The organism is Synechococcus elongatus PCC 6301 (assembly GCF_000010065.1).
In the GTDB taxonomy this organism is placed as follows: domain Bacteria; phylum Cyanobacteriota; class Cyanobacteriia; order Synechococcales; family Synechococcaceae; genus Synechococcus; species Synechococcus elongatus.
The window spans coordinates 621,007-645,716 of record NC_006576.1 but is presented as its reverse complement, the minus strand read 5'-3'; the positions used below and the strand labels follow the sequence as shown (position 1 = coordinate 645,716).

Annotated in this window: 24 protein-coding genes and 1 other RNA gene; 11 read left to right on the top strand and 14 right to left on the bottom strand. The window is 56.5% G+C overall.

What is annotated here, in order from left to right:
* The first annotated feature begins 62 nt into the window (after nt 1-62).
* Nucleotides 63-269, top strand: a complete 207-nt coding sequence (locus SYC_RS02975; protein ID WP_039755782.1) for a hypothetical protein — start codon at nt 63-65, stop codon at nt 267-269.
* Between the two features lie 9 nt (nt 270-278).
* Here SYC_RS02975 and SYC_RS02970 read toward each other — a convergent pair whose 3' ends face one another.
* Complete coding sequence (locus tag SYC_RS02970) at nt 279-1,106, bottom strand: dienelactone hydrolase family protein (RefSeq protein WP_011242886.1); 828 nt, start codon at nt 1,104-1,106, stop codon at nt 279-281.
* Nucleotides 1,107-1,221: 115 nt separating this feature from the next.
* Between SYC_RS02970 and crtD the strand changes: the two genes are divergently transcribed.
* A complete protein-coding gene (gene crtD / locus SYC_RS02965) occupies nt 1,222-2,793 on the top strand; it encodes a C-3',4' desaturase CrtD (protein WP_011242885.1) in 1,572 nt (523 codons plus the stop codon).
* Between the two features lie 20 nt (nt 2,794-2,813).
* Here crtD and SYC_RS02960 read toward each other — a convergent pair whose 3' ends face one another.
* Nucleotides 2,814-4,064, bottom strand: a complete 1,251-nt coding sequence (locus SYC_RS02960; RefSeq protein ID WP_039755781.1) for a DUF4912 domain-containing protein — start codon at nt 4,062-4,064, stop codon at nt 2,814-2,816.
* Nucleotides 4,065-4,279: 215 nt separating this feature from the next.
* On the opposite strand from SYC_RS02960, the gene SYC_RS02955 reads away from it, so the two are divergent.
* Nucleotides 4,280-4,672 carry a RidA family protein gene (locus SYC_RS02955; protein ID WP_011242883.1) on the top strand — a complete coding sequence of 131 codons (393 nt, stop codon included), beginning with the start codon at nt 4,280-4,282 and terminating at the stop codon, nt 4,670-4,672.
* Here SYC_RS02955 and SYC_RS02950 read toward each other — a convergent pair.
* On the bottom strand, nt 4,669-6,048 hold the full coding sequence (locus tag SYC_RS02950) for a UDP-glucose dehydrogenase family protein (RefSeq protein ID WP_011242882.1): 1,380 nt from the start codon (nt 6,046-6,048) through the stop codon (nt 4,669-4,671). The two genes, SYC_RS02955 and SYC_RS02950, sit on opposite strands and share 4 nt — an antisense overlap.
* Before the next feature lie 116 nt (nt 6,049-6,164).
* On the bottom strand, nt 6,165-7,055 hold the full coding sequence (rsmH, locus tag SYC_RS02945) for a 16S rRNA (cytosine(1402)-N(4))-methyltransferase RsmH (RefSeq protein WP_011242881.1): 891 nt from the start codon (nt 7,053-7,055) through the stop codon (nt 6,165-6,167).
* A 23-nt stretch (nt 7,056-7,078) separates the two neighbouring features.
* On the opposite strand from rsmH, the gene SYC_RS02940 reads away from it, so the two are divergent.
* Nucleotides 7,079-9,808: a CBS domain-containing protein gene (locus tag SYC_RS02940; protein ID WP_011242880.1), complete on the top strand. Its 2,730-nt coding sequence runs from the start codon at nt 7,079-7,081 to the stop codon at nt 9,806-9,808.
* 111 nt (nt 9,809-9,919) lie between these two features.
* Here SYC_RS02940 and SYC_RS02935 read toward each other — a convergent pair whose 3' ends face one another.
* Entirely contained in the window at nt 9,920-10,921 is a 1,002-nt protein-coding gene (locus SYC_RS02935) for a phosphoribulokinase (protein ID WP_011242879.1), read from the bottom strand.
* Between the two features lie 404 nt (nt 10,922-11,325).
* On the opposite strand from SYC_RS02935, the gene petH reads away from it, so the two are divergent.
* The gene (gene petH, locus SYC_RS02930; protein ID WP_011242878.1) at nt 11,326-12,537 is read left to right on the top strand and encodes a ferredoxin--NADP reductase; all 1,212 of its coding nucleotides are present in this window, start codon (nt 11,326-11,328) and stop codon (nt 12,535-12,537) included.
* 188 nt (nt 12,538-12,725) lie between these two features.
* Complete coding sequence (locus SYC_RS02925; protein WP_039755778.1) at nt 12,726-12,944, top strand: hypothetical protein; 219 nt, start codon at nt 12,726-12,728, stop codon at nt 12,942-12,944.
* Nucleotides 12,945-12,984: 40 nt separating this feature from the next.
* Here the strand turns inward: SYC_RS02925 and SYC_RS02920 are convergent, their stop codons facing one another.
* The 4 genes from SYC_RS02920 to SYC_RS02910 form a co-directional block, all read right to left on the bottom strand.
* Entirely contained in the window at nt 12,985-13,488 is a 504-nt protein-coding gene (locus SYC_RS02920; protein WP_011242877.1) for a DinB family protein, read from the bottom strand.
* 75 nt (nt 13,489-13,563) lie between these two features.
* A complete protein-coding gene (locus SYC_RS02915) occupies nt 13,564-14,187 on the bottom strand; it encodes a LysE family translocator (protein WP_011377814.1) in 624 nt (207 codons plus the stop codon).
* Nucleotides 14,188-14,247: 60 nt separating this feature from the next.
* Nucleotides 14,248-14,641: a transfer-messenger RNA gene (gene ssrA / locus SYC_RS13420) on the bottom strand.
* A gap of 69 nt (nt 14,642-14,710) precedes the next feature.
* Nucleotides 14,711-16,405 (bottom strand): ATP-binding protein, encoded by a 1,695-nt coding sequence (locus SYC_RS02910; RefSeq protein ID WP_011242875.1) that lies wholly within the window; start codon nt 16,403-16,405, stop codon nt 14,711-14,713.
* A 130-nt stretch (nt 16,406-16,535) separates the two neighbouring features.
* Between SYC_RS02910 and SYC_RS02905 the strand changes: the two genes are divergently transcribed.
* From SYC_RS02905 to SYC_RS02885, 5 genes are read left to right on the top strand one after another with little or no spacing between them, the layout of a single operon-like run.
* Entirely contained in the window at nt 16,536-17,078 is a 543-nt protein-coding gene (locus SYC_RS02905; RefSeq protein ID WP_231621323.1) for an SRPBCC family protein, read from the top strand.
* Between the two features lie 19 nt (nt 17,079-17,097).
* Nucleotides 17,098-17,784 carry a deoxyribose-phosphate aldolase gene (gene deoC / locus SYC_RS02900; protein WP_011242873.1) on the top strand — a complete coding sequence of 229 codons (687 nt, stop codon included), beginning with the start codon at nt 17,098-17,100 and terminating at the stop codon, nt 17,782-17,784.
* The gene (recO, locus tag SYC_RS02895; protein ID WP_011242872.1) at nt 17,781-18,581 is read left to right on the top strand and encodes a DNA repair protein RecO; all 801 of its coding nucleotides are present in this window, start codon (nt 17,781-17,783) and stop codon (nt 18,579-18,581) included. Before deoC ends, recO begins: the two co-directional genes overlap by 4 nt.
* A complete protein-coding gene (locus tag SYC_RS02890) occupies nt 18,565-19,947 on the top strand; it encodes an MFS transporter (protein ID WP_011242871.1) in 1,383 nt (460 codons plus the stop codon). Before recO ends, SYC_RS02890 begins: the two co-directional genes overlap by 17 nt.
* A 43-nt stretch (nt 19,948-19,990) precedes the next feature.
* A complete protein-coding gene (locus SYC_RS02885) occupies nt 19,991-21,142 on the top strand; it encodes a glycosyltransferase family 4 protein (protein WP_011242870.1) in 1,152 nt (383 codons plus the stop codon).
* Between the two features lie 48 nt (nt 21,143-21,190).
* Here the strand turns inward: SYC_RS02885 and SYC_RS02880 are convergent, their stop codons facing one another.
* From SYC_RS02880 to pxcA, 5 genes are all read right to left on the bottom strand, one after another.
* On the bottom strand, nt 21,191-21,634 hold the full coding sequence (locus SYC_RS02880) for a transcriptional repressor (protein ID WP_011242869.1): 444 nt from the start codon (nt 21,632-21,634) through the stop codon (nt 21,191-21,193).
* Between the two features lie 224 nt (nt 21,635-21,858).
* Nucleotides 21,859-22,185, bottom strand: a complete 327-nt coding sequence (locus SYC_RS02875) for an MgPME-cyclase complex family protein (protein WP_011242868.1) — start codon at nt 22,183-22,185, stop codon at nt 21,859-21,861.
* Nucleotides 22,186-22,289: 104 nt separating this feature from the next.
* Nucleotides 22,290-22,733, bottom strand: a complete 444-nt coding sequence (locus tag SYC_RS02870) for a hypothetical protein (RefSeq protein ID WP_011377815.1) — start codon at nt 22,731-22,733, stop codon at nt 22,290-22,292.
* 89 nt (nt 22,734-22,822) lie between these two features.
* Nucleotides 22,823-23,365: a bifunctional adenosylcobinamide kinase/adenosylcobinamide-phosphate guanylyltransferase gene (gene cobU, locus SYC_RS02865; RefSeq protein ID WP_011242866.1), complete on the bottom strand. Its 543-nt coding sequence runs from the start codon at nt 23,363-23,365 to the stop codon at nt 22,823-22,825.
* A 9-nt stretch (nt 23,366-23,374) separates the two neighbouring features.
* Complete coding sequence (pxcA, locus tag SYC_RS02860; RefSeq protein WP_011242865.1) at nt 23,375-24,640, bottom strand: proton extrusion protein PcxA; 1,266 nt, start codon at nt 24,638-24,640, stop codon at nt 23,375-23,377.
* Nucleotides 24,641-24,710: the final 70 nt, after the last annotated feature.

Sequence of the window (24,710 nt, the reverse complement as noted above, 5' to 3'; positions counted from 1 at the left end):
ATCAGACAATCGCAGGCAAGACAGAACTTCTAGACTGAGATCACTGCTGCGGGATGTCCAGAATGGATGCCGCTGATCTGAGTTGGAATGCACTGCCGCGCCTGCGTTATCGCTTGGAGAATCGTCGGCGACTCCGCGATCGCCGGCAGCAAATCTTGTTGGCTCAAGCCGGATTTCTGCGTCCCGATCGCGATCGCCCAGCCGGTTGTTGCGGCTGCAAGCACTACTACGGGCGGGTTCATGGTCGTGGCGATCGCTCAATATCTTGAGTCCGCTATCTAAACGCCGTGCTGTTTAAACCAAGTCTGTAGCCGTTGCCAAGCATCCTGCGCATCGCCTTGACGATAGGAGGGGCGGTAGTCTGCGAAGAAGGCATGGGGTGCTCCTTCGTAGACAATGATTGCCGACTTGCTCGAACCGGTCTTGAGGCGATCGCGCATCTGTTGAACGGTACCTAACGGAATGCCTGTATCCTCGCCACCGTAGAGCCCCAGGACTGGAACCTTCAATTCGGCAGCGACATCGACTGGGTGTTTGGGCGTCAGTTCAGTCGAGTTTCCAACTAGGCGTCCGTACCAAGCCGCGCCGGTTTTCACCTGCGGATTGTGGGCGGCATAAAGCCAGGTGATGCGGCCACCCCAGCAGAAACCGGTAATTGCGAGGCGATCGCGATCGCCTTTTTGGGTTGATGCCCAAGCAACGGTGGCATCGAGATCCGCCATCACCTGCGCATCCGGCACTTTGCTGACAATCTTGCGGATTTCGTCGATGCTCTCCAACTTGGAAACATCGCCCTGCCGCACAAACAGCTCTGGAGCGATCGCCAGATAACCCAGTTTGGCAAAGCGGCGACAGACATCCTGAATATGCTCGTGGACGCCGAAGATTTCTTGCACGACCAACACGATCGGGAAGACTTGACCACTAGTTGGGCGCGCCCAGTAGGCAGGAAGGAGTCCATCAGCGGTTGGAATTTGGGCCGTGCCCGTCTCTAGCCCCTTGCTATCGGTTTTGATGACAGCAGCTGAGATCGGCCGGGCCGCCAGGGCAAAGCCAGTCGCAAGGGTGGCAGTCGCCAGAAATTGGCGGCGTGTCAGGTTGTTCATCAGGTCTGGAAGCACGGATTCGAGCTAATCCTAACGATTCCGTTACATTAATCGCTGCATTCTGTGCCTGCTGCGATCGCTAGAGTAGAAAATGTAAAGTTTTCTAACTCTTGCCATGCCTGTTGAGCCTCCTTCGGTTGCGGTCATTGGTGCAGGCATTGGCGGTTTAACGGCGGCAGCGCTCCTAGCAGCGCGAGGCTTCACCGTCACGGTTTATGAACAAGCCGCGATCGCGGGTGGATGTGCTTCGACTTTTCGGCGGCGTGGCTTCACCTTCGACGTCGGGGCGACTCAAGTTGCAGGCTTGGAACCGGGTGGTATTCACGCCCAAATCTTCGCGGAACTGGGACTGGAATTACCGGTAGCCAAAATTTGCGATCCAGCCTGCGCGGTTTGGCTCCCCGGCGAATCGGAACCCGTGCGCGTTTGGCACGATCGCGATCGCTGGAAAGCAGAACGAGAGCGTTGGTTTCCTGGCAGTGAACCGTTCTGGTCGTTGATGCAGCAGCTCTTTCAGTTGGGCTGGCAATTTCAACAGCGTCAGCCAGTGTTGCCGCCGCGCAACCTTTGGGATTTGCAGCAGTTGATTAGCGCAGTGCGCCCCGAAACCTTGCTGACGGCACCCTATGCGCTGCTGACCGTCGGGCAGGTCTTGAATCTGCTGGGTCTGGGGGGCGATCGCCGCCTCAAGACGTTTCTGGATATTCAGCTCAAGCTCTATTCCCAGTGCGGTGCCGATGAAACAGCAGTGCTCTACGCTGCGACTGCCTTGGCTCTCTCGCAAGCGCCCTACGGGCTCTATCACCTCGAAGGCAGCATGCAAGTCCTCAGCGATCGCCTGCTGGAAGGGCTGGAGAAGCACGGCGGCCAAATTCGCTACCGGCAACGGGTAGAAGCGATCGAAACCATGGGCGATCGCGTGCGGGGCATCCGAGTGCGTGATCAACGGACGCAGTCTGTCGAAGCGATCGCGGCGGATCATGTCGTCGCCAATGTCACTGCTGCGGATTTACTACGGCTCCTCGGATCAGCGGTCGAAACCCTACCGGCCTTGAACGGCTATCAACAGCGCCTAGCGAAAACTCCCACTCCCTCTGGCGCGTTTGTCCTCTACCTTGGCGTGGATGCTGCCGCTCTTCCGGTGGACTGTCCGCCCCACCTGCAATTCCTGTTTGATCCGGCAGGCCCTCTTGGCGAAAACAATTCCCTCTTCGTTTCTGTCAGTCGCCCCGATGATGGTCGGGCACCCGCGGGACAAGCCACGATCGTTGCTTCGACTTTCACGGATCTCGATCGCTGGAGCCAGACCGAAGACTACGCTGCTCTCAAGCAGGACTACACCGAGACAATGTTGGCGCGCCTGGGTCAATATTTCGACCTGCGGCCTGAGCATCTCCGTCATGTGGAAGCTGGGACGCCGCGTACCTTTGCCCGCTACACCGATCGCGATCGTGGCAGTGTCGGGGGGTTAGGCATGCGAGTGAGTACCTTTGGGCCCTTCGGCTTTGCCAATCGCACGCCGGTGAAAAATCTCTGGCTGGTCGGCGACTCCACCCATCCTGGCGAAGGCACTGCCGGCGTCAGCTATTCGGCCCAAACGGTGATGCGACAAATTCTGGCGCAGCATCCTGAAGTCCAGCCAGCAAAAACCCGCCAGCCGGAGCCAGCGGGTTTGTTACAGCGCTAGAGCTGCAATTCAGAAGGAATCTACTGGAACCATTCCAGTTGGGCTTCTTCCTTGGTGTTAGTGCGGCGGTTGGTGGTTTCGCGGTTGAAGGTCATGCGAATCGATCGCGTTTGTTCGCCATCGACAGCGACGGCTTCGATTGGGAAGTCCAGCACGCCGTCTTGGAAGGACATCTGGAAGCGGAAAGTGCCATCGGGGCTGAGTTTGATCTCTTTGCCGCCGATTGTGACCGTGGCATCCGGTTCCGTGGCCCCGTAGATGATCAGCTCAGCATCCGCGACCAGCCAGAATTTGCGCGGTTGCCGCTCCAGCGGCAGCGACGCCGAGAACCCGACCATGCCGACGCCCGACTGAGTCAAGCCGGAAGCCGTTGGCAGCGCCCACATGCCCACACCCGAGGGGAAAACGTAGGAGCTGAGGGTTTCTTCATGAACCGGACGCATGTGCTGCGAACCGTAGAGCGAGCCCGCCAAGCGCATCGACTCGGCCCCTTCCGACAGGGCAAAGATTTCGTCGCTGACGGTTCCGGGCCCAGGCGCAGCGCCGCCACTGCTGGCCAAGCTGGCTTTTTGACTGGGGGGCACCAGTTGGAAGACGGTTTGACCTCGCAGGTCTTCGTCCCAGTTGACGGTGATGAAGTGATCTTCGATCCAGTCGGAGGGATAGACCGGCGGTACGCGCACAGGTGCAGAGCGAGCCAGCAACAACCAGCGGCCATCTGCAGCGCGGTAGCCGATTTCTACCAAGTAATCACGATCGCTTACCGGTACGGGCAGGTACCAATCCCGCGCCAGCTCATCGCAGGGATATTCCTGCAAGCTGTGGGGGGATTGATAGTTGAGATCAAGATCTGTGACGTCGTAGAAGCGCAGCGCTAGTAGTTGTCCCCCTTGTGATTTGAGTGCTTGCTTATGATCGCCCGGCACATCCCAGTACACATAGGCCCACTGCGGGTCGCGAGGCAGCAGGACAATGCGGCTTTCGCCGTAGCCTTCCGGCAGATCGGGCAGCTCTGCATCGACACCCGTCAGCTCGATCGGTTCAACCGGCTGCGGTTGTCCCACGTCATATTTCGTGGCTTCGACTTCTTCTTGGCGATCGCTGCTGGGGGAAGGGCTAGTATGCACGGCGCTATTTGCCTCAATTTTTTGAATGGCGGCAATTAACTCAGACTTACGCATGCGGCTGTAGCGCGACACGCCATATTCGCTGGCAACGCGTCGCAACTGTCGCAGGGTCATCTGCTCCAGTGGATAGGGTGATTTAGACATAAGCATGGGGGATGCGACGCTTCTACCTTGCCGCAGCTTTGGTTGGGGATCAAGAGAAATTCCAGTCCAGCCAAGACTTTCTGACTGCAAAAGCCCGTTTGGCACCATTAATGTCAGAATTTCATGACATTTGATCTCAGTCTGCTGCGATCGCTCCACCTCTGGGAATTCACGCCAAGCGAGACAATGGCAAAGCAAGTTTCAGCAATGACCGTATGACCCGCGAAGTCTTCTATACCGACCAAGCCCCGGCACCTGTTGGCCCCTATAGCCAAGCGATCGCGGCGAGTGGGCGGATGTTGTTCGTCTCGGGCCAAATCGCCCTCGATCCAGCCACAGGAACGATGGTCGGTGGCGACGATGTAGAAGTCCAGACCCACCAAGTTCTGAGCAACCTCAAAGCGGTGTTAGCCGCAGCTGGGGCCAGCTTTGGTGATGTGGTGCGCACCACCGTCTTTCTGGCGGATATGGAAGATTTCGCCCGCGTCAACGCCATCTACGCGACGGTGTTCGACGAAGCAACAGCACCCGCCCGCGCCTGTGTACAAGCCGCTCGCTTACCCAAGGACGCCAAAGTCGAAATCGACTGTATTGCGGTGCTGCCTTAGCGACCGATCCCGATGTAGCGGAAGCCCTGCATCTGAAGGCGATCGCGATCGAGGCAGTTGCGGCCATCAATGATCAGCGGTCGCCGCATTCGGGCAGCCAAGGGCAGGTAGTCCAGCTCCTGAAACTCTTGCCATTCCGTCACGAGAGCCAAGGCATCACAGCCGCTGGCGAGATCGAGGGGGGAGGTTGTAATTTCCAGACCCGCGATCGGGGCCGTTTTGACGATCGGGTCATAGGCTTTGACCTTGGCACCTAGCCGCAACAACTGCTCGGCCAAGGTCAGGGAGGGAGCATCGCGTAGGTCATCGGTATCGGGCTTAAAGGTTAGCCCCAGCAGACCGATCGTTTTGCCCTTGAGAATTTTTAGTTCCTGCTGCAGCTTCTCCAGCAAGATCAGCCTCTGACGTTGATTGACCGCGATCGTGGCTTCTAGCAAGGCAGCCGGATAGCCATAGTCCTGGGCGATGTGGACCAAGGCCGAGACATCCTTGGGAAAACAAGAACCACCCCAGCCCAAGCCAGCATTGAGGAAGCGGCTGCCAATCCGCGCATCCAGTCCCATCCCTTTGGCAACTTGGACAACGTCCGCGCCGACGCGATCGCAGATGTTGGCGACTTCATTGATGAAGCTGATTTTGGTCGCCAGAAAAGCATTGGCTGCATATTTGATCATTTCGGCCGAACCCAGATCCGTTCGCAGCACCGGCACGGGTGGGCGATCGCGATCGACGGCAAACTGGCGCTGCACAATCGGTTCGTAGAGTTCCTGCATCTTGGCAAAGGCGCGATCGCTGCTGCCCCCCAGAACAATACGATCGGGGTTGAAGGTGTCGTAAATCGCTGTGCCTTCCCGCAGGAACTCCGGATTGCTGACCACATCAAAACAACCTTGGGGCAAATCCTCGCTATCAGCGATCGCCGCCCCAACTGGGACTAAGGCCTGTCGTCGCGCCAACATGCCATCGAGTATCAACATCCGCACCCAATCGCCCGAGCCAATCGGCACCGTCGATTTATTGACAATCACCCGATAGGTTTCGCCATCCAAATGTTCCCCAATGCCCCGCGCTACTGCTTCCACAAAGCGCATATCAGCTTCGCCGTTGGGCAGAGGCGGCGTTCCCACGGCGATAAAAATCACCTCAGCATGAGCGACGCCAGCAGCCAAATCTGTACTGAACTGCAGCCGTCCGGCCGCTGTCGCTCGTTGAATCAGATCTTCTAGTCCCGGCTCATAGATTGGGATTTGACCCGCCTGAATCTGCTCGATCTTGGCGGTGTTGTTGTCGATGCAGAGCACCTCATGGCCAATATGTGCCAGACAAGTGCCGGTCACGAGGCCGACATAGCCGGTTCCAATCACACTGACTCTCATGGTGGCGCGTCTGCTGGAGGAACGGGGACATGGGGATTGCCGGCAGAATGCGCGATCGCGGCCCTCTGAGTCAAGGGCTAAGGGCCACTCTGAACGGCTCGGATCTGGATTGCTGGCTAGGACTCCGGCAAGACTCGTTCGGCAATCCGCAACTTAGCCGATCGCGATCGCGGGTTGGACTCAATCTCCGCCTCGCTGGGTAAGAGTGGCTTGCGGGTAATCACGGTCAGGCGATCGTCACCGCGCAGGGCGTGTTTGATAATCCGGTCTTCCAAGCTGTGGAAGCTGATCAGAGCAATACGGCCGCCCGGTGCCAGCCAATCGGGGGCGCGATCGAGGAAGGTTTGCAGGGCATCGAGTTCGCCATTGACGGCAATCCGCAGTGCTTGGAACGTGCGGGTCGCCGGATGAATGCGGCCATAGCGATAGCTGCGCGGCACGGCTCCAGCGATCGCTTCTGATAGTTCCAGCGTGCGCTCAAAAGGACGCTGCTCGACGATGCGGCGAGCAATCCGGCGCGACAGCCGCTCTTCACCGTACTGATAAATCAAATTGGCGAGATCGGTTTCGTCCCATTCGTTAACGATCGCGGCTGCGGTCAATTCCGCCGTGGGATCCATCCGCATATCCAGCGGCGCATCCTGCCGGAAACTAAAACCCCGCTCGGCCTCATCCAGCTGCGGCGAACTAACACCAAGGTCAGCCATGATTCCCTGAAAGCGGCGATCGCCCGGCTGATAGTTGGCAAAGTTGACGTGCTGAAACTGCACGCGATCGCTGTAGAGCTGCAGTCGGGTTTGACTGGCAGCGATCGCTGCTGGATCACGATCGAGCCCGATCACCTGCGTGTTGGGCCACTCCGATAGCAATAACTCGCTATGGCCGCCGCCGCCCAAGGTCGCATCCAAGAACCAGCCGCCGCGATCGGGCAATAATCCTTCCACCAACTCCCGCTGGAGTACTGTGACGTGGTGGAATGACGACGGCTGCGAAGAATCAGCGAGCATGAAAGGGTGGCCTAGGGCATTGCATGGATCTGATTCTCTGTCACGGCACGGCCGACTTTGACACGTTGGGCGCTGCAGTGGGTCTCAGTCGCCTGCTGCCGGGGTCGCGCATTGTGCTGACAGGTGGGGCTCATCCGGCGGTGCGCGACTTTTTGGCACTCTATCGCGATGAGTATCCACTAATTGAGCGGCGATCGGTCGATCCCCAGCGCCTGCGGCGGATCCACTTGGTGGATGCCCAAGAGCGGCTGCGCTTTGGCAAGGCGGCGGAATGGCTGGACTTACCGCACCTCGAAGCGATCGCGGTTTACGACCATCATTTGCAAAGTCCCTGCGATGTTGCCGCGAGCGATCGCCAAGTCGAAGCCGTCGGTGCAACGGCGACCCTAATCTGTGAACGGTTGCAAGCCGCACAGACCCAACTTGCACCGGCGGAAGCGACGGTATTAGCCCTCGGCATTCACGTCGATACGGGGTCTCTCAGCTACGACCAAAGCACGCCTCGCGATGCTCAAGCCTTGGCTTGGCTGATGACTCAGGGCGCGAATCTACGGGTACTGCGGGAATATGTGGAGCCGGGACTGTCTGCGCCGCTGCAAGCGCTGTTGAGTCAGTCCTTGGAAGTGTTGGAGCTGGAGGAACGGCGGGGCAAGACCTTGGCGCGGGTGCTGCTGCCGGTGGAGGGGTATCTGACGGGGCTCTCCAGTCTGGCGGCTCAGTTGTTTGCGCTGACGGAAGCGGATTTACTGCTGCTGGGTGTTCACTATCCCGTTGAGGGTAGCGACGATCGCCGCTTGACCGTGATTGGGCGATCGCGGATTGAAGGGCCGGATCTTGGCCAGACCTTCCGGCAGTGGGGCGGCGGTGGCCATGCCCGTGCGGCTTCGCTGAATTGGCGCGGTACGGCGATCGCAGAGACTTGGGAGGCGATCGGAGCGGCAGTTTTAGAGCAACTACCAGCACCGCTGCTGGCTCGCGATTTGATGTCCTCGCCGGTGCGGACAGTACGCCCCGAAATTGCGATCGCGGAAGCGGAACGGATTCTGCTGCGCTACGGTCATTCCGGCCTTTCGGTCGTGGACGAACAGGATCAACTGGTCGGCATCATTTCCCGCCGCGACTTGGATTTAGCGCTGCACCACGGCTTTGGTCATGCACCGGTCAAGGGCTACATGACCCTCCATCCCAAGACGATCGCTCCGGAGACGAGTCTGCCGGAAATCGAAGACCTAATGGTCACCTACGACATTGGCCGGTTGCCAGTACTCGATCGCAATCAACTAGTGGGCATCGTCACTCGCACCGATGTACTGCGCCAACTCCATCAGGATCAACAGCGCCAAACACCTTCTCTGCATGCTCCCGCTTGCTTGCTACCCGGAACACCCCGAGATTGGCTGCACCAGCGTCTGATTCCGGCGCAATGGGAATTACTGGAAACTGTGGCACACTTTGCCGAAGAACGGGGCTGGCATCTCTATCTGGTGGGTGGTGGTGTGCGCGATCTCTTCCTAGCTCCGAGTGATGCACCGCTATTGATTAGCGATATTGACCTAGTCGTCGATGGCTTTCACCGCGCTCTCACTGAGGCGGCAGGGGTCGAGCTGGCCCAATTACTGCGCGATCGCTATCCCCAAGCTCGGTTAGAAGTGCATGGACGGTTTCAAACAGCAGCCCTGCTCTGGCACGAGGATCCGGTGTTTCAGTCGCTCTGGGTCGATATCGCCACTGCTCGCACGGAGTTCTATCCCTATCCGGCCGCCAATCCAGAAGTCGAAGCCAGTTCGATCCGCCAAGACCTCTACCGGCGCGACTTTACAATTAACGCTCTCGCCATTCGCCTGACAGAACCCCACGCGGGCGAACTTCTTGACTTTTTTGGGGGACGCCTTGATTTGGAAGCGCGTCAGGTGCGCGTTCTCCACGTCAACAGCTTCATCGAAGATCCGACGCGCATTTTTCGGGCGGTGCGCTTCGCGGTACGTCTCGGCTTTGCGATCGAAGAACAAACGCGGCGACAAATTCGCTATGCCCTCGACAGTGGCGTCTATCAGCGCACCCAAGGAGAAAACGGTGTCACGCCTGCGCTGCAAACCCGTCTGCGGGCTGAACTGCAGCTGATTTTGGAGGCAAAATATTGGCTGCCCGCCCTGCGGGAACTCGGCTCCTTGCAAGCTTTCCGCTGCCTGCACAGTGATTGCTGGTGGACGCGATCGCTAGAAGCCCAACTCCGCTGCTGCGATCGCCTCAGTCGACGCTGGCAACAGCAAGCCCATCCCTCGCTCAAGCCAATATTGCCTTGGCTGTTGCGGTTGCAAAGTCTGCTGACCAGCCTGCCAGAACCAGGACCGATCGCCCAACGCTTGCAACTCCCGCAGGACGTGATCCAACGGCTCCAGCAATGGCCCTGCGCGATCGCCCAACTCACTCAGCTGGATACTGCACAACTGCCCAGTCAGCTCTATCGTCAGCTGGCGAACTATGACCCAATCACGTTGCTCCTAGCGGCAGCTGTTCTACCGCGATCGTCTCGCCGCGTGATCAGTCGCTATCTCTGGCAATGGCTCCCGCTCGTGCTGCCGCTGAGCGGTCACGATCTTAAAAAGCTGGGCTATCGACCTGGCCCGCAATTCCGCCAGATTCTCGAAGCTCTGCAGGCTGCGGTGCTAGATGGGCAATTGCTGGCCGGAACCGACGACACTGCTCGCCAGCAAGCACTGCATTGGTTGCGCGATCGCTATCCCCACCCTTAATGAGCGATTGCAGACCTCAGCCATCAGTCAGTCCTGAGCAACAAAAAAGCTGCTCTCGCTAGGAGAGCAGCTTAGAGTCAACAAGCTGAAAACAAGTGAAACCTGAGCAACCTAGACGCTAGCGGCGACGGGTGCTGCTTGGGAGGTCAAACGCTCATAGGCCGCCCGCATTTTCAGGCCGGTCAGCACTTGGAACAGACCCGTGCCGTTGTTCGAACCCGGGTAATCTTTGTGCTGCAGCAGCAGGTGGGTCAACTCACCGTAGTACTGCGTGTCGGTCTTGCTGAGGTGGCCCTCGACGTAGATCATCTCTTCGAGGTTCTCGAACTGACCGTCGACCTCAAGCACTGAGACTTCGTGACCGTAGTAGGTGTCAGGGCCGTAGGCTAAGCGAATGCCCGGATAGGAGCAGGTCAGCTTACGACCGCAGGGCGTCCACTGGATGGTCGAACCTTCGTCGAACAGGTAAGCCGGCTCAAAACCATCGCGGCCTTCCCGTTGGATCAACTGCACCCGCAGCACCTTGCGCTCGGTGTCATTGGGGATTAGCTGGGTCGGCATGACGCGGATGACGATGTCCGCATGGCCACGCTGGGGCTCAATGTAGGCCTTGAAGTCAGGGCGGCGCGCTTCGATCGAGGCGAGGACATCTTCGTAGGAGTGGCCGCGTTCTGCCATATCGCGTTGGATCTTCCAAGCGATTTTGACTTCGTCATCGATGTCGAGGTAAACGCTGAAATCGAGCAGTTCACGCACGCGCTCGTCGTAAAGCGGATGCAGACCCTCGATCACAATGATGCGATTGGGTTCGATTTTTTCGGGCGGATCGATCAAGCCGGTTTCATGGTTGTAGATCGGCTTCATGATCGTTTCGCCGTTCTTCAACGCCTTGACCTGTTCATACATCAAGTCAAAGTTGTTGGCGCGGGGATCCAAAGCCGTTACGCCTGCTTCCTTCCGGCCCTTGCGATCGAGACTGTGATAGTCATCCAAGCAGATGACCGTCATCAATTCCGTACCAAACAAGTCGGCAAGGCGATTTAGGAAGGTTGACTTGCCGCAACCGGAGTCACCGGCAACGCCGATCAAAACAACACGATCTGGCTTGCTCATAGGATCCCTCGAGACAGTGACGAGATAATGGGGTCAGCATCCGGCACAAGGCCACGTCTGGACGCCCGCTTGCTGTTCTAAGACAGCATCGCTACGGCGGACCGACATTGACCCCCCAAGTCAGTAGTCACTATCGGTTGAGATCGATACCGGCGAGTCGAAGCGGACTGTATCCGTTTATGCGGAATCTTACCAGACAGGCTGAGGAGTCAACAAGAAACGCTGAAATCGCTACAACCGGCGATCGCGGCTCAGGGTAAGCTTATGCAGCCTGCACCCTTACACTGAGAACAGTGACTTCAGCCTACGCTGTGCCTTTTTCGCATTGTGATTCACGCTGGGTCACTGACGGGGTGCGCCCCGGTTGCAGGAGCTCTTCTGAAGAACAGGTTCGGAGAAGTTGAATGTTGAATGCGAGTGTGGCTGGCGGAGCAGCTACCACCACCTATGGCAACCGGCTCTTTATCTATGAAGTGATCGGTCTGCGCCAAGCCGAGGGCGAACCGTCCGACAGCTCAATCCGCCGTAGTGGCAGCACCTTCTTCAAGGTGCCTTACAGCCGGATGAATCAAGAAATGCAACGGATTTTGCGCCTTGGCGGCAAAATCGTTAGCATCCGGCCTGCGGAGGAAGCAGCCGCGAATAATGGTGCGGCTCCTCTACAGGCAGCAGCTGAAGAACCTGCTGCAGCACCAACCCCCGCTCCGGCTGCCAAAAAACATTCAGCCGAAGACGTGCCTGTCAATATCTACCGGCCTAACAAGCCTTTCGTAGGCAAGGTGCTCTCGAACGAGCCCTTGGTTCAAGAAGGCGGGATTGGTGTTGTGCAGCACCTCACCTTCGATATTTCGGAAGGCGATCTGCGCTACATCGAAGGTCAAAGTATCGGGATTATCCCGGATGGCACCGATGACAAAGGCAAGCCGCACAAGCTCCGTCTTTACTCGATCGCATCCACTCGCCACGGCGACCACGTGGATGACAAAACCGTCTCGCTGTGCGTGCGCCAGCTGCAGTACCAGAACGAAGCCGGCGAAACGATTAATGGCGTCTGCTCGACTTTCCTCTGTGGTCTGAAGCCAGGCGATGACGTCAAGATCACCGGTCCTGTGGGCAAAGAAATGCTCCTACCGGCGGACACAGACGCCAACGTGATCATGATGGGTACTGGCACCGGGATTGCTCCGTTCCGAGCCTACCTATGGCGGATGTTTAAAGACAACGAGCGAGCCATCAACAGCGAGTATCAATTCAACGGCAAGGCTTGGTTGATCTTCGGGATTCCGACGACCGCCAACATCCTCTACAAAGAGGAGCTGGAAGCGCTGCAGGCTCAGTATCCAGATAACTTCCGCCTGACCTACGCGATCAGCCGCGAGCAGAAAAATGAAGCGGGCGGCCGGATGTACATCCAAGACCGCGTCGCTGAACATGCTGACGAGATCTGGAACCTACTCAAGGACGAAAAAACCCACGTCTATATCTGTGGTTTGCGTGGCATGGAAGATGGGATCGATCAAGCCATGACCGTCGCAGCTGCCAAGGAAGATGTGGTTTGGTCTGACTACCAACGCACCCTCAAGAAAGCGGGTCGTTGGCATGTTGAAACCTACTAGTTCAGCCTGGTAAAGATCGCGCTCTAGTCTGAGCGTTGTGAGTGGATGCTTCGAGGAAGCGTCCACTTTTTTTGTGGCTTTGTCGCGATCGCGCAGCTGGTTTGCACTTCAATCATGAAGATCTGCTTAAGAATGCTGAAGTTGCGAGAGCAGTCTCGTAGATCTAAGCGAAATCAGACGATCGAACGATGATGCCATCCGATCTGTTCCTACGCGCTGTGCAGACCGCTGAAATCGAGCTTCTGGGCGAGACACTGTCGGTCATGGCCCTAGATTTTCATCTGGCTCATTGCTTTTGGCAACGTCGTCAGCAGCTTTGTGCCAGCTTCGGGTGTGAACTCATTGAAATCTATGTCGGTGATCGTTTGGTAGCCTGCGATCGCTATCAGGCCTCTGTCGATTTGTGAGTTTGGTTTGAGTCAAGCGATCGCGTTTCGTCCCAGCAGCTCATCGCAAGGGTGATACGACCCAGGGCAGATCGGTGACGCCTACATCGAGCCCCAGTTGACTCAGCAAAGTAGTGATTTGTCCGCGGTGATGGGTTTGGTGGTTAAACAGGTGGGTTACTAAAAACCACTGGGGACGAATGATGGTCTGCTGGTAAAGCGGGCTGTGGTACTCCAAATCTTGACTGAGCCAATCATCCGTAAGGTCATGGGCCCAACTCAGAATTTGATCATCGCAGTCTTGACGAGCCTGACAGTACTCGGCGAATTGGGTAAATAGCTCGTGACCCAGGTTGGGGGCGTGATAGGGCTGTCGCTGAAAGCGGCCCAGCCAGATGCGATCGCCGAAATATAGGTGATTTAGAGTGGCTTGAATCGATCCAAAAAAAGCCCCGCGATCGCGATCCAGTTCTACTTGGGAGAGTGTGTGGCAGACGGCGATGATCTGTTGATTCAGGTGCTGGTTGTAAGCAGCCATTTGCTGACAATAGGACGGACTGATCATGCCCTGTTTTAGCTCCAACAAGATTTCTATTCTGGAGCTGAGTCAGCAGGGAGGAGGCCACAAGTAAACGAGATGTTATCGTCCCGTAATCAACTGTAGCCAAAGTAGCAGGCCCATACTGATCAACAAACCAGCCCCGATCGCTTGTAACCAGGGCTGACTTCGACCGATTAAGCGCTGTTGCCCCTGCACTGCTAGCCAAGCATAGGCCAGCTTGACGCCCCCAATCGTCCCGATTGCAATCACCATGATCCCAGCAACCTCTGATGCAGCAATGCGTTCAAGATTTAAAAATGTAGGGAAAAAACCGAGATAAAACAGCAGTGCTTTTTGATCCGCTAGGGTTAACAAAAGTCCTGCCAAGAAACTTGCGGGCTGGGATGTCTCCCGTAAGGATAATTGGGATGATTTGCGATCGCGCGATCGCCATAATTGCCAACCCAAAACAATCAGATAGCTAGCGCTCAGCGCACGAATGAGTGGCAGCCATCCTTCAAGCTGGGCAACTTGCTCTAGACCAACCAAGGCCAGCAGAATCCACAGACAGTCGCCCAGTACAATCCCGACGGTCGTGAGTGCACCATGCCATAGTCCTAAGCTGGCAGAGCGAGTGACAACTGTGAGCACACTCAAGCTAGGTAGTGCAGCTAGGAAGAGCATGGCCAATCCCAGCGCTAGCCACTGCTGAATCGTCATCATCCTGCTGCGCAGAAAAAACGAAAAGCTTGCTGCAATCGCAACAAGGCGTCTAACAAATAAAAATGGAGCTGAGCGGAATCGAACCGCTGTCCGCATTGACTAGTAACTTTCCGCTCGTTCACAGGCTTAGCACGGTTGACCCACTGTGCGGGAGCCAACGATTATCCCCGTTGGCGGGATGCTCAGGTTTTTGCTTAGCGAGAGGACGGACCTGAGGCCGCCACTCGAGCATCCGTTGGGGGTTTAAGTCTAGGCGTATTAACGGAGTCTACGACTAGACGCTCGAGCCAGAAAGTTTGTGGCGTTTAAGCAGCTACAGGAGCAGCCTTACGAGCGAAAGGAACGATGTTGTTCGCAGTTACTTTTGGTTGAGCCTGGATTTACGAGAGTGGACTCCCTCTCGGCCTGAATCACGGTGAAGGATTCACCAACACGTCGAAACCATTACAGCCCCTTGTGTCCCCTCATTATAGGAAACTCCTTCACCTTGTGGGCGATCGCGCTGCAGTCGAGATAACCGAATCTATTCGATCGTGACATTACGCCGCCGGACAGCAACCGGTCGGTTTGCGATTGGGGCGATCGCAATCTCGCGATCTTTGGCCTGAGTCCCTTGGAAATGCTTTTGCCATTCCTCGGGCGCATTCATCGTTTCGCCACCATGCTGGGTGTAGCGAGTGCGCACTTGGCAGAGAACCGGTGTGTTGACGCAGGCACCCGAGATGATTACCTGACCGCGACTGAGCGAGGGCAGTTCCTGTAAGAGATCGCGCCCTGCGGCTTCGACGCCATGCTTGAGGCTCTCCTGATCGACGGGGTTGACAATCCGCATCAGGAACTGGCTCATGCACTGCGAAAGAATGTCGGAATCGATTTTGCCAGGCCGCTGGGTAATCAGCCCCATGCCAAAGCCAAACTTCCGGCCTTCGCTAAGCACCGTCCGCAGAATTTGCTTACAGCGCGAGGGCTCATGGGCAGGGGCAAAGCGGTGGGCTTCTTCGACTAGGGCAAAGATTGGATAGGGCAAATGGTCTTCTGCCCCTTCGGTCGCGCCACCCCGCACCGTATTGATGCGAGCGGTATAGCTCTGGTTCAGAATCACCGTGCAGATCACCTGCTGTTGTTCCTGCGGGATCTCATTCATCTGCAGGATCGTGGCTTGCCCCGGTTCAAATAGATCGCGGGGAATCAGATGTTCCCAGCTGTGGAAGTAGGGCGAGGACTGCAGCCGCTCTAAGCGCCAACTCAAAGACTGAGCTGAAGGGCCCATGACTTCATTGCCCTCGTCGTCCTCGGTGGTGTCAGCCTCTTTGACGGCTTCAATCAGGTGGCCAAAATCCCAGCGATCGCGCAGGGTTTTATGCTTGCGAAGGCTGTTGACTGCTTTTTCCAGCACCGCTTGTTGACGTTCTGTAGTCTGGGGTAGCAGCGTCAGCAGATCGTAGAAATTCAGCGAGGAGATGCGAATGCGAATCTCTGCGGGTGTCAGCACTTTGATCGTCGGACGGTAGCCGTCAGCTTCAAAGATGGGATTGCCGCGTAGCCCATCCAAGGTGCCGTATTCGCCATGGGGATCAAAGATCAGGACAGCTGCCCGATTCTGTGGTCGCAACAGCTCTTCAATGAGAACACCTGCCGTGTAGGACTTACCGGAGCCGGTGCCTGCCAAGATTGCCATGTGGGTACTGACCAGCTCTTTAACATCGAGGATGATCGGCACGGCATCGCGATCGCGCAGCAAGAGCGATCCCACATGGGCAGCACCGACATCATCGCTACGGCGGCGATTCAGAACTTGTTGCAGACGCTGATCTTCGGCGAGGTAGACTCGTGCGCCTGGATCCGGGGCTCGTCGCGGGTTGATAAAGCCGAGTCCAGGTTGAAAGTAGCCAATTACCTCAACCGTGACTTCGTAGAGTTCGGGGTGGTCGTAGGTAAAGCCAATCAAGGCGGCGATCGCTTCTGGACTGGTTTCCACATCCGCAAAAATGCGATCGGGCAGGTGCTCAATCAACCGCAGGCCGCTGATTTTGCCGAGGATGGCTTGTAGCGAGTCATCCAGGGGGCTACGGAGTTGGTAGTAGACGAACTCTCCCACCCGCACGTGGTGATTTTCCGCCGTGATGAAGACGTATTGATTCGCCTGCTCACCAGGGCCTTTGACCGTACCAATTGAAGCGGTGGGGGGCAGAGAGGCTGCAGCTACAGACGACGCCATTGCAAACCAGGGGATGCCAAGATAGCCTGCAGCCTACAGCAGTTCTCGGAGGGCTTCAATGCTCTGCTCCTCGCAGAGACCCGCGACCTCCGCTAGGCTGGAAGAGCGATTCCGTTCAAGAGACGACGACGTGAGTCCTCTGTCGCTGAGTTTTCCCGCCCTGCACCGTTCTCCGCAGCAAGATGTGCAGATCGACGCCCACTCCCTTGGCCCTCGCCAGCGGCGGATTCAAGTCCAAATTGAAGTCCCTGTTGCGATCGCTGATCTCTGGGCGTTGTTGACGGACTACAACCGTCTGGCAGAGTTCATTCCCAACCTCTCGATCAGTCAGCGATTGCCGACGAGTGATGGTTCGATTCGGCTGGAGCAGGTTGGCAGCCAATGTTTTCTGCGTTTTCGCTTCTGTGCGCGGGTTGTTTTAGCCATGCAAGAGTCGCCCTACGAGTGCTTGGCATTTCAGATGATCGAGGGGGATTTTGAACAGTTTGACGGTAGCTGGCGGTTTCAATCCGTAGACGCAGATCGCACCCAGCTGACCTATGACGTCACACTCTCACCCAAGCTGCCCATGCCGATCCAGCTAATTGAGACTCAACTGGACCAGAATCTTGCTGCCAATTTATTGGCAATTCGGGAAGAAGCTATCCGTCGCTTTGTCAGCGATCGCGCCTGATTCTAAGGAACGTCTGTCTATGGCTGAGTTGTCGTCGGATTTTGACCTCGCCCCCTACATTGAGCACTCGCTGCTCGATCCTGCCGCCACGCTAGAGCAGATTGATCAGCTCTGCCAAGAAGCCGATCGCTATCACTTCGCAGCGGTCTGCCTCTTTCCTTGGGTGGTGCGTCAAGCGCGGGAATGGCTGAATGGGCGATCGCCTCGACTCTGCACGGTCATCGATTTTCCCAATGGCGCGAGTACCGCTGCCAGCAAGGTCTACGCCGCTCAAGAAGCGGTCGAAAACGGGGCCCAAGAGCTGAATGTTGTCGTCAATCTGGGCTGGCTGCGCAGCGATCGCGCTGATCTCGTTCACCAAGAGCTAGCAGAAATTGTGGAGGCCACGGGCGTTCCCATCAAAGCAATTCTGGAAGCAACCCGGCTGAATCCCAGTGAACTAGAGCAATTGACCGACCTCTGTCTGGATGCGGGGGTAACGATGCTACAGACCAGTACAGGCTGGTTTGGCGGCGCGACACCGGCCTTGGTACAACAACTGCGGCAACTGACCCGTAACCGTGTTGGCATTCATGCGGCGGGCGGCATTCGCACCTGGGATCAAGCGGCAGCGCTGGTTGAAGCGGGAGCTATCCGCTTGGGAACTTCCTACGGTCCCATGATCCTGCAACAACGTCTGGCCGCTTCTACTCCGGCACCGGCGTGAGTCGCACTTACACCACCACTGCGATCGTGCTCAAGGCCACGCCCCTTGGGGAGGCCGATCGCCTGTTAACCCTGCTCTCGCCGGATCAAGGACTCCTGCGAGTCGTCGCGACGGGGGCCCGCAAACCGCGATCAAAATTGGGAGGCCGCACCGCTCTCTTTGTGGTTGGCGACTGTTTGATTGCCTGCGGCAAAAGTCTCGATCGTCTCCAGCAAGTTGAAACCTTGACCAGCCATACGGCCCTCAGTGGTGACTTGGCCCGCCTGGCAGCGGCGCAATATCTCACCGAACTGGTACTCGCTCAGGCCCTTGAGCGCCATCCCCAACCCGAACTCTTCGCCCTGCTCTGCCGCGATCTCGCTCGGATTGAAACCCAGTCAGGGCTTGAAGTTTTACCCTACCTCCTCCAAAGCACCTGGCAGCTGTTGGCCTGGGCGGGCTGGGCTCCGCAAACCCACTATTGCTGCCTGACTCAACAGGCTGTGCAACCGCGACTGGAACAATCTCGTTGGCGAGTGCGCTATAGCCCCAGTTTGGGCGGTGTGTTGGCCGATACTGCTGCGTATCAGCGTCGCCCCAATCAGCGAGAATTGTTGTTGACCGCCACGGAGTTGGCTGCCTTGCAACAGATTCCCACCAGCCAAACGGTACTGCCGCTGGCAAGCCTGCCCCGCGAGGCCTGGCAAATGTTGGAGCGAGCACTCCGCCACTCTGCCGAGTATCATCTGGAACGGCCCTTACAATCAGCGCTGTTACTGGAGACGTTGCTGACAGGATCCCATGTTGCCTCTGTCTGAGCCGGTTCTAGAACAGCCACCGACGCCTGAAGATCCTAGTGAGCAGACGCCTCCTCCTGATGTTACTGATGAAGAGATGAAGGCTCAGCCGTCGCCCGCTGGTCGCACTGGATTTTGGCCCGTGCTCCGCAACCCCAACTTTTTGGCGTTGTGGCTAGCCGAAATTTTTTCGCAGATGGCTGACAAGATCTACCTCGTCTTGATGATTGCGCTGATCAGCAGCCGTTTTCAAGTCGAGGGGCAGCCGATCAGCGGTTGGGTTTCAGCCATCATGATTGCCTACACCATCCCTGCTGTTCTCTTCGGTTCCTTAGCCGGGGTGTGGGTCGATCGCGGTCCCCTCAAACAGGTCTTGATTTGGAGCAATGTCATCCGGGGAATCATGGTGCTGGCCATTCCCCTGTTGCTGTATCTGACCGAGGGTCAAACGTGGCTGTTTGGGCAGCCGGTCGGCTTTCAAATCTTGCTAGCGATCACGTTTCTCGTCTCCACTCTCAATCAATTCTTCTCACCGGCAGAGCAGGTTGTCATTCCGCTGATTGTGCGGCGATCGCACTTGCTGGCTGCTAATTCGATCTACACCACTACCACGATGGGTGCCACGATCGTTGGCTTTGCTGTTGGTGAGCCGCTCCTGAGTTTGGCCGATACCCTGCTGGAGCAGGTCGGTATGGGGGAAGGTAAAGAAATCCTAGTGGGCATGTTCTACGTGCTATCGGGGCTGGTGTTCATCCGCCTGCGGCTGCGTCCCCGCGATCGCAGTCACATGAGCGATCGCCATCTCTGGGCGGATGTATTGGATGGCCTGAACTACCTTCAGCAACAGCCCTTGGTGCGGGCAGCAATGGTGCAGCTCGTGATCCTGTTCTCGGTCTTTGCTGCGCTCGCAGTCCTAGCGGTACGGCTGGCAGAACTGATTCCCAACCTAGGGGCTGATCAGTTTGGGATCTTGCTCTCCGTCGCTGGTTTAGGGATGGGTATTGGAGCCCTACTCGTCGGTCAGTTTGGGCAACGCTTTTCACGTCAGCGTCTTGCCCTCACCGGCTCGGTTGGCATGGCAATCATGCTGGCGATTTTGGCCTGTCTCGAACCGAGCATGGCCGGCAGTGTGGTTTGTATTACGACTCTCGGAATTTTTGCAGCGGCGCTGGGCATTCCCATGCAAACCGTCATTCAGGAAAAAACGCCCACGGACATGCGGGGTAAGGTTTTCGGGCTGCAAAACAATGCGATCAATATCGCCCTCAGCTTGCCGCTCGCCGTGGCAGGTCTGGCTGAGAGCTGGCTGGGGCTGACGGCCACCCTTTTGGGATTATCAGCAATCGTCCTGTTAGGGAGCTGGCTCAGTCATAACCGCACCGGATAAGACTCAGTGCTATCCTGCCCATTAAGATTGGTACGGCGATGATATGCGGATTGCTTGGCTGGGTAAGAAGTCTCCTTTCTGCGGCAACGTCACCTACAGTCGAGAAATTACCAACGCGCTGCGCGATCGCGGCCACGATGTCAGCTTTTTCCACTTTGCCCAAAGTGAAGCTGAAGCCAGTGATGAGGGAAGTGAGGGCATAGAAGTCTCGCTGCCCTGCCTCTACAAATCTCAGATTTATACAATCCCGTCCTTTCGTTCCAGCAAAGTTCTTAAGTCTTCGCTGGAAGAAATTCGCCCTGATCTCGTCCACGCTTCACTGACGCTCTCGCCGCTGGATTTTCTGCTGCCAGAGATCTGTGAAGAACTGGGGCTACCGTTGGTAGCGACCTTCCATCCCGCTTTTGACCATAAGCTCCGCAATATTTCTTCGGGCACGCAGCACCTGACTTATCAGCTCTACGCACCCTGTCTCGCCCGCTACGATCGCACGGTCGTTTTCTCCCAAATCCAGCGAGATTTATTGATTCGGCTGGGGGTTCCGAGCGATCGCATTGCCGTGATTCCGAACGGGGTCGATATCGATCGCTATAGCCCTGGGCCCTCGGACTTCAAGCAACAACTCGGGGTCGATCGCCTGTTTGTCTACATGGGGCGAATTGCGGCTGAGAAAAATGTGGAAGCCCTACTCCGGGGCTGGAAGCTGGCAAATTTGGGGCCGGAAAGCCGCTTGTTGATTGTTGGGGACGGTACGCTGCGATCGCTGCTAGAAGTCAGTTATGGCCCTGAGCAAGGGGTGCAGTGGTGGGGATTTGAGGCCGATGAGCAACGCCGTATCCAAATGCTGCGTGCCGCGGATGCCTTCATCCTGCCCTCTTTTGTGGAAGGACTATCGCTCTCCTTGTTAGAGGCGATGGCCTGCGGTGTGGCTTGCCTAGCCACCGATGCGGGTGCCGATGGGGAAGTGTTGGAAGGCGGCGCCGGCATTGTGCTCAATCCGCAGCGGACCTCCGCTCAGCTCCAGACACTGTTGCCTGTTCTGCGCGACCAACCGGAACTCAGCGCCATTTTGGGTTGTAAGGCGCGCCAGCGGGTGCTCGATCGCTACACCCTTGAGGGCAACCTCGATCGCCTCGAACAGCTCTATCAAGACCTCTTGCCAGCTGCAGTGCTGTCCGCAAGTGCCGTTTCCTAACACCATTGTCATTGGTCGTTGCTTCTGCGGACGCTACGCTAGCTGCACCTAAACCAGCGATCGCTGACAGGTTGGGCAGACGCCATGAATGGTGAGCTGACAATCCAAGAGGTGGTAGCCCTCCTTCTCGGAAGTCTTGGCGCCAATTTTGAGCACGGAATCGCTCTTGAACTCAATCGTCTTGCTGCAACTGACGCAGATCAAGTGATGGTGATGCTTCAGGGGTTGATTGAGCTCGTAGTGCTTGTGATCTTCGGCCAGATCTAGCTCTCGCAGGAGACCCATGCGAGCCATTAGCTTCAGGGTGCGATAGATAGTCGAGAGGCTGATGGGTGAATTGCGACTCAGCAAATGATTGTAAAGGTCCTCAGCACTGAGGTGTTCACCTGCTGGGAGATTTTGAAAGACTCGCAGAATTTCTTCGCGCTGAGGCGTCAATCGCCAGCCTCGCTCGTTCAATTCCGCTTTGAGGGAGGCCGCTGTGTAGGTCATTGCGAGTCAACTAGCTCGTCATATTGAGAATGATAGCCGACGAGATCCCAAGGCTTGCAAGAATCGTGTATTCCTCACCCGCTTGGGTCTGAGCAGGTAAGGCGAAAAAGCAACGGCAGCCTATGCTGTCCAGATGAGCGATTGCTTCCCACCCATAGCTCAGCCACTAGTCGCGCCACCCTGCTGATCTACAGTCAAGAGTGGCGCGGAACGGGCGATCGCAACTAGGCAGCCACCAATGAAGCTAAAGGATCGGCGATCGCAGCAGTCGGAGCCTCAAAACTTCCCGTCAAGACAAACTCCAAGCGCAGCTTCAGCCAAGTAATGAACTGCGGATTGGTCGAAACGATCGCAGCAGCAGGTTGTGGACATTGTGCTTTCACGCTCGCTAACTCAGGCGCTTCAAGGAAAGCAGGCTGCCGCACTAGCCAAAAATCAATGGTTTGATTGCGCTCTGCATAGTGGCGCTGGCGCTCCTGCAACACCTCTTCGAGCGGCTCCTCTTCGAGCAAAAATTTTTCGCTAGCCAAAATGTAGTGATAAGTCGCCATCGTTGGAATCAGTTTTAGAATGCGAACGCTTTTCCCCTCATTGTTGATCAGTGTGGACGCCTCTGCGGGACTGGCAGTCCGGATGACGGGGAATGACTGAGGATTCAATTCCACTGAGCCAAGTCGCGGCGGCGATCGCCCGCCGTAATCCGATCGCAAATCCGCTGCAAGGAAGCGTTAGCACCTTCTGGGACGTGGGGCATTGGCAGCTCAAAATTGGGCCAGGCCAACGAGTCACTACAGGGACAGGACAGACTCTGCACTTTGCCGATTGGGAGAGCGATCGGCATTAAGCAGCGGGCACAGCCTGTGATCTCCCACGCAGGACTCAGCAGCTCCTGCAGACTGAGAACGGTGCCCTCGAGGTAACAATTTTCTAGGCCCAGATGCTCAAGCTGCTGCCAACAGTCTCGGAACTCAGTTGAGTATTGACCCTGTGATAGCACTGGTTGCGGGCAGTAGGTCTGGCCACTTGCAGTTGCAATGACGCTCTGTCCAACTTGAAACCATAAGGCAAGATATTGCTGCAATTGTTGCAGGGAAGCCATAGCAATGCCCTTGCTGAATGGACTTGAATCGTTGAGTTCTCTCGCCTTCATCCTAGTCCGGCAACATGGGCTTTCAATCTTGAGGATTTCTATAGCCTTGTGCTCGGAATCATGACACCTAGCAACTTGAGGTCTAGGGCATAGCCTGCCACCGCGAGAAAAACTTGATCGGCTTGCCCAGAAATTGCACGGGTTAAGGATCCGAGGCGATCGCGAAACTGTCGCCCTAGCGGATAGGCTGGTACAACGCCCCAGCCTGTTTCTTCCGCAACAATGATGACAGTTGCTAAACAATTTTGAAGCGACTGTAATAAAGTCTCGCTGCGTTGGCTCCAATCAGCCTCTGAATCTTCTAAAAAAGCAGCAACCCAAGTCCCCAAAGAATCGACTAAAAGACAATCACGATCGCTGGCTTGTGTCAGGATTGTTGCCAGCTCAGCCTGAATATTTAAGGTCTGCCAGTCAGCGGGGCGGCGCTGTTGATGGAGGGCAATGCGATCGCACCACTCGGGATCCTCCAGATTCATTTGCGCTGTTGCAATGTAGGTCACCGCGAGCTGTGACTGCAACGCCAGCTGCTCAGCCCACTCGCTTTTACCAGAACGGCTGGGGCCTGTGACGACAGATAGCATGGCGATCGTCTACTCGTTCATGTTGCGATAAGTCGCCACAGCCGAGGGTGAAATCCGGTTGAGATAGCGGAAGATCCAATACTTGAAGATCGTGTCAAGGATGACGGGAAAAGTCGCAATGAACAGGAAGATAAAAGAGCGATTCTCCGGAATTCCAAAGTGTCGAGAAATTGACTCTAGGATCACCTCCCAGCCGTGGGGTGAGTGAAAGCCAACAAAAATATCAGTGAACAAAATAATGATAAAGGCCTTGGCACTATCGCTAATGCCGTAGACAACCTCATCAATAAAGGATTTGAGCAGCTGAATTTCTTCCTGTGAGGAAATCAGCAAGATAGCAAAGGCTGCTGCAGAAATGAGGTCCGCAAAAATGTTCTTGATTGCATTAGAACTTTCTTGGCGATATTCAACAGCGATTTCTTCGGCCTTCTCCCGCACCCGCTCATCAATTTCAGCCTCTGTCAGGGGTGGGGCTTCTTTGAGGTAGTGCTGAAAGCGGAGTAGCTGCTGGTATTGATTCAGCTTGACGAAAGCTTCTTCTTCCATTTGGAAGTTGAGGAAAATTGCCTCTGGGTCTTGGCTGCGCAGGCGATCGACGATGGGGCCAACGATGAATGACTTGCTGATTTGCTGTGTTAGCAGGGGTACCAAGACCAACAGCAGGACAAACCGTAAAGCGATTAGGGTTTTGCCCTTGCGCGATCGAAAATTCTGAACAATCTGGTCTTCGGCCTTGGGATCTAGCTGCTGGCGTAAGTCAGCAAACGCGCCAAAAATCGATCGCGGTAAAAAGCTTGTCTGACTGATCAGATACTCATCATCACTTTCGGGATCGGGAACTGGCTTCGAGTTGTTTTTCGAGGTCATCAGTTGCGAATCATCAGGATTGGAGGAGTGAACAGTGGGCTGTCCGTAGCGGGCTAAGACTTGCTCAATGAGTTGTAGCTTCTCATGGGCGATGGTCGGCATCCCCATCCCGGGTCGGCCCAAGGCTAGCCCCGCTTGGAGCTGGACGGGCTGATGGCGTCTGTAGCGCTGTCGGTAGTGCCGCAGGCTGCGGAGTGTTTGTCGCAATTCCGCTTGGAGACTCGTCTGCTGACGGGCACTGAGCTGGGAGGGCAAGCGCCGCAGCGATCGCCCGCTGGCGTATTCAGTTTCAAGGGCGGTGATGTAGAGAGCAGCCTCGTAGGCTCGCTCTAGGTCGAGCCGCGCAGTTTCAGAATTCCGCTGAAGGCGTTGAGCAACCCAATCGGAAATCCCTGCAAAGAACGCCATAGTAAATCAGAGGAAATCGCGGCGATGCCAGCAGTGACTGTCCCATGATTGTAGTGCTCTGAGATTGCTG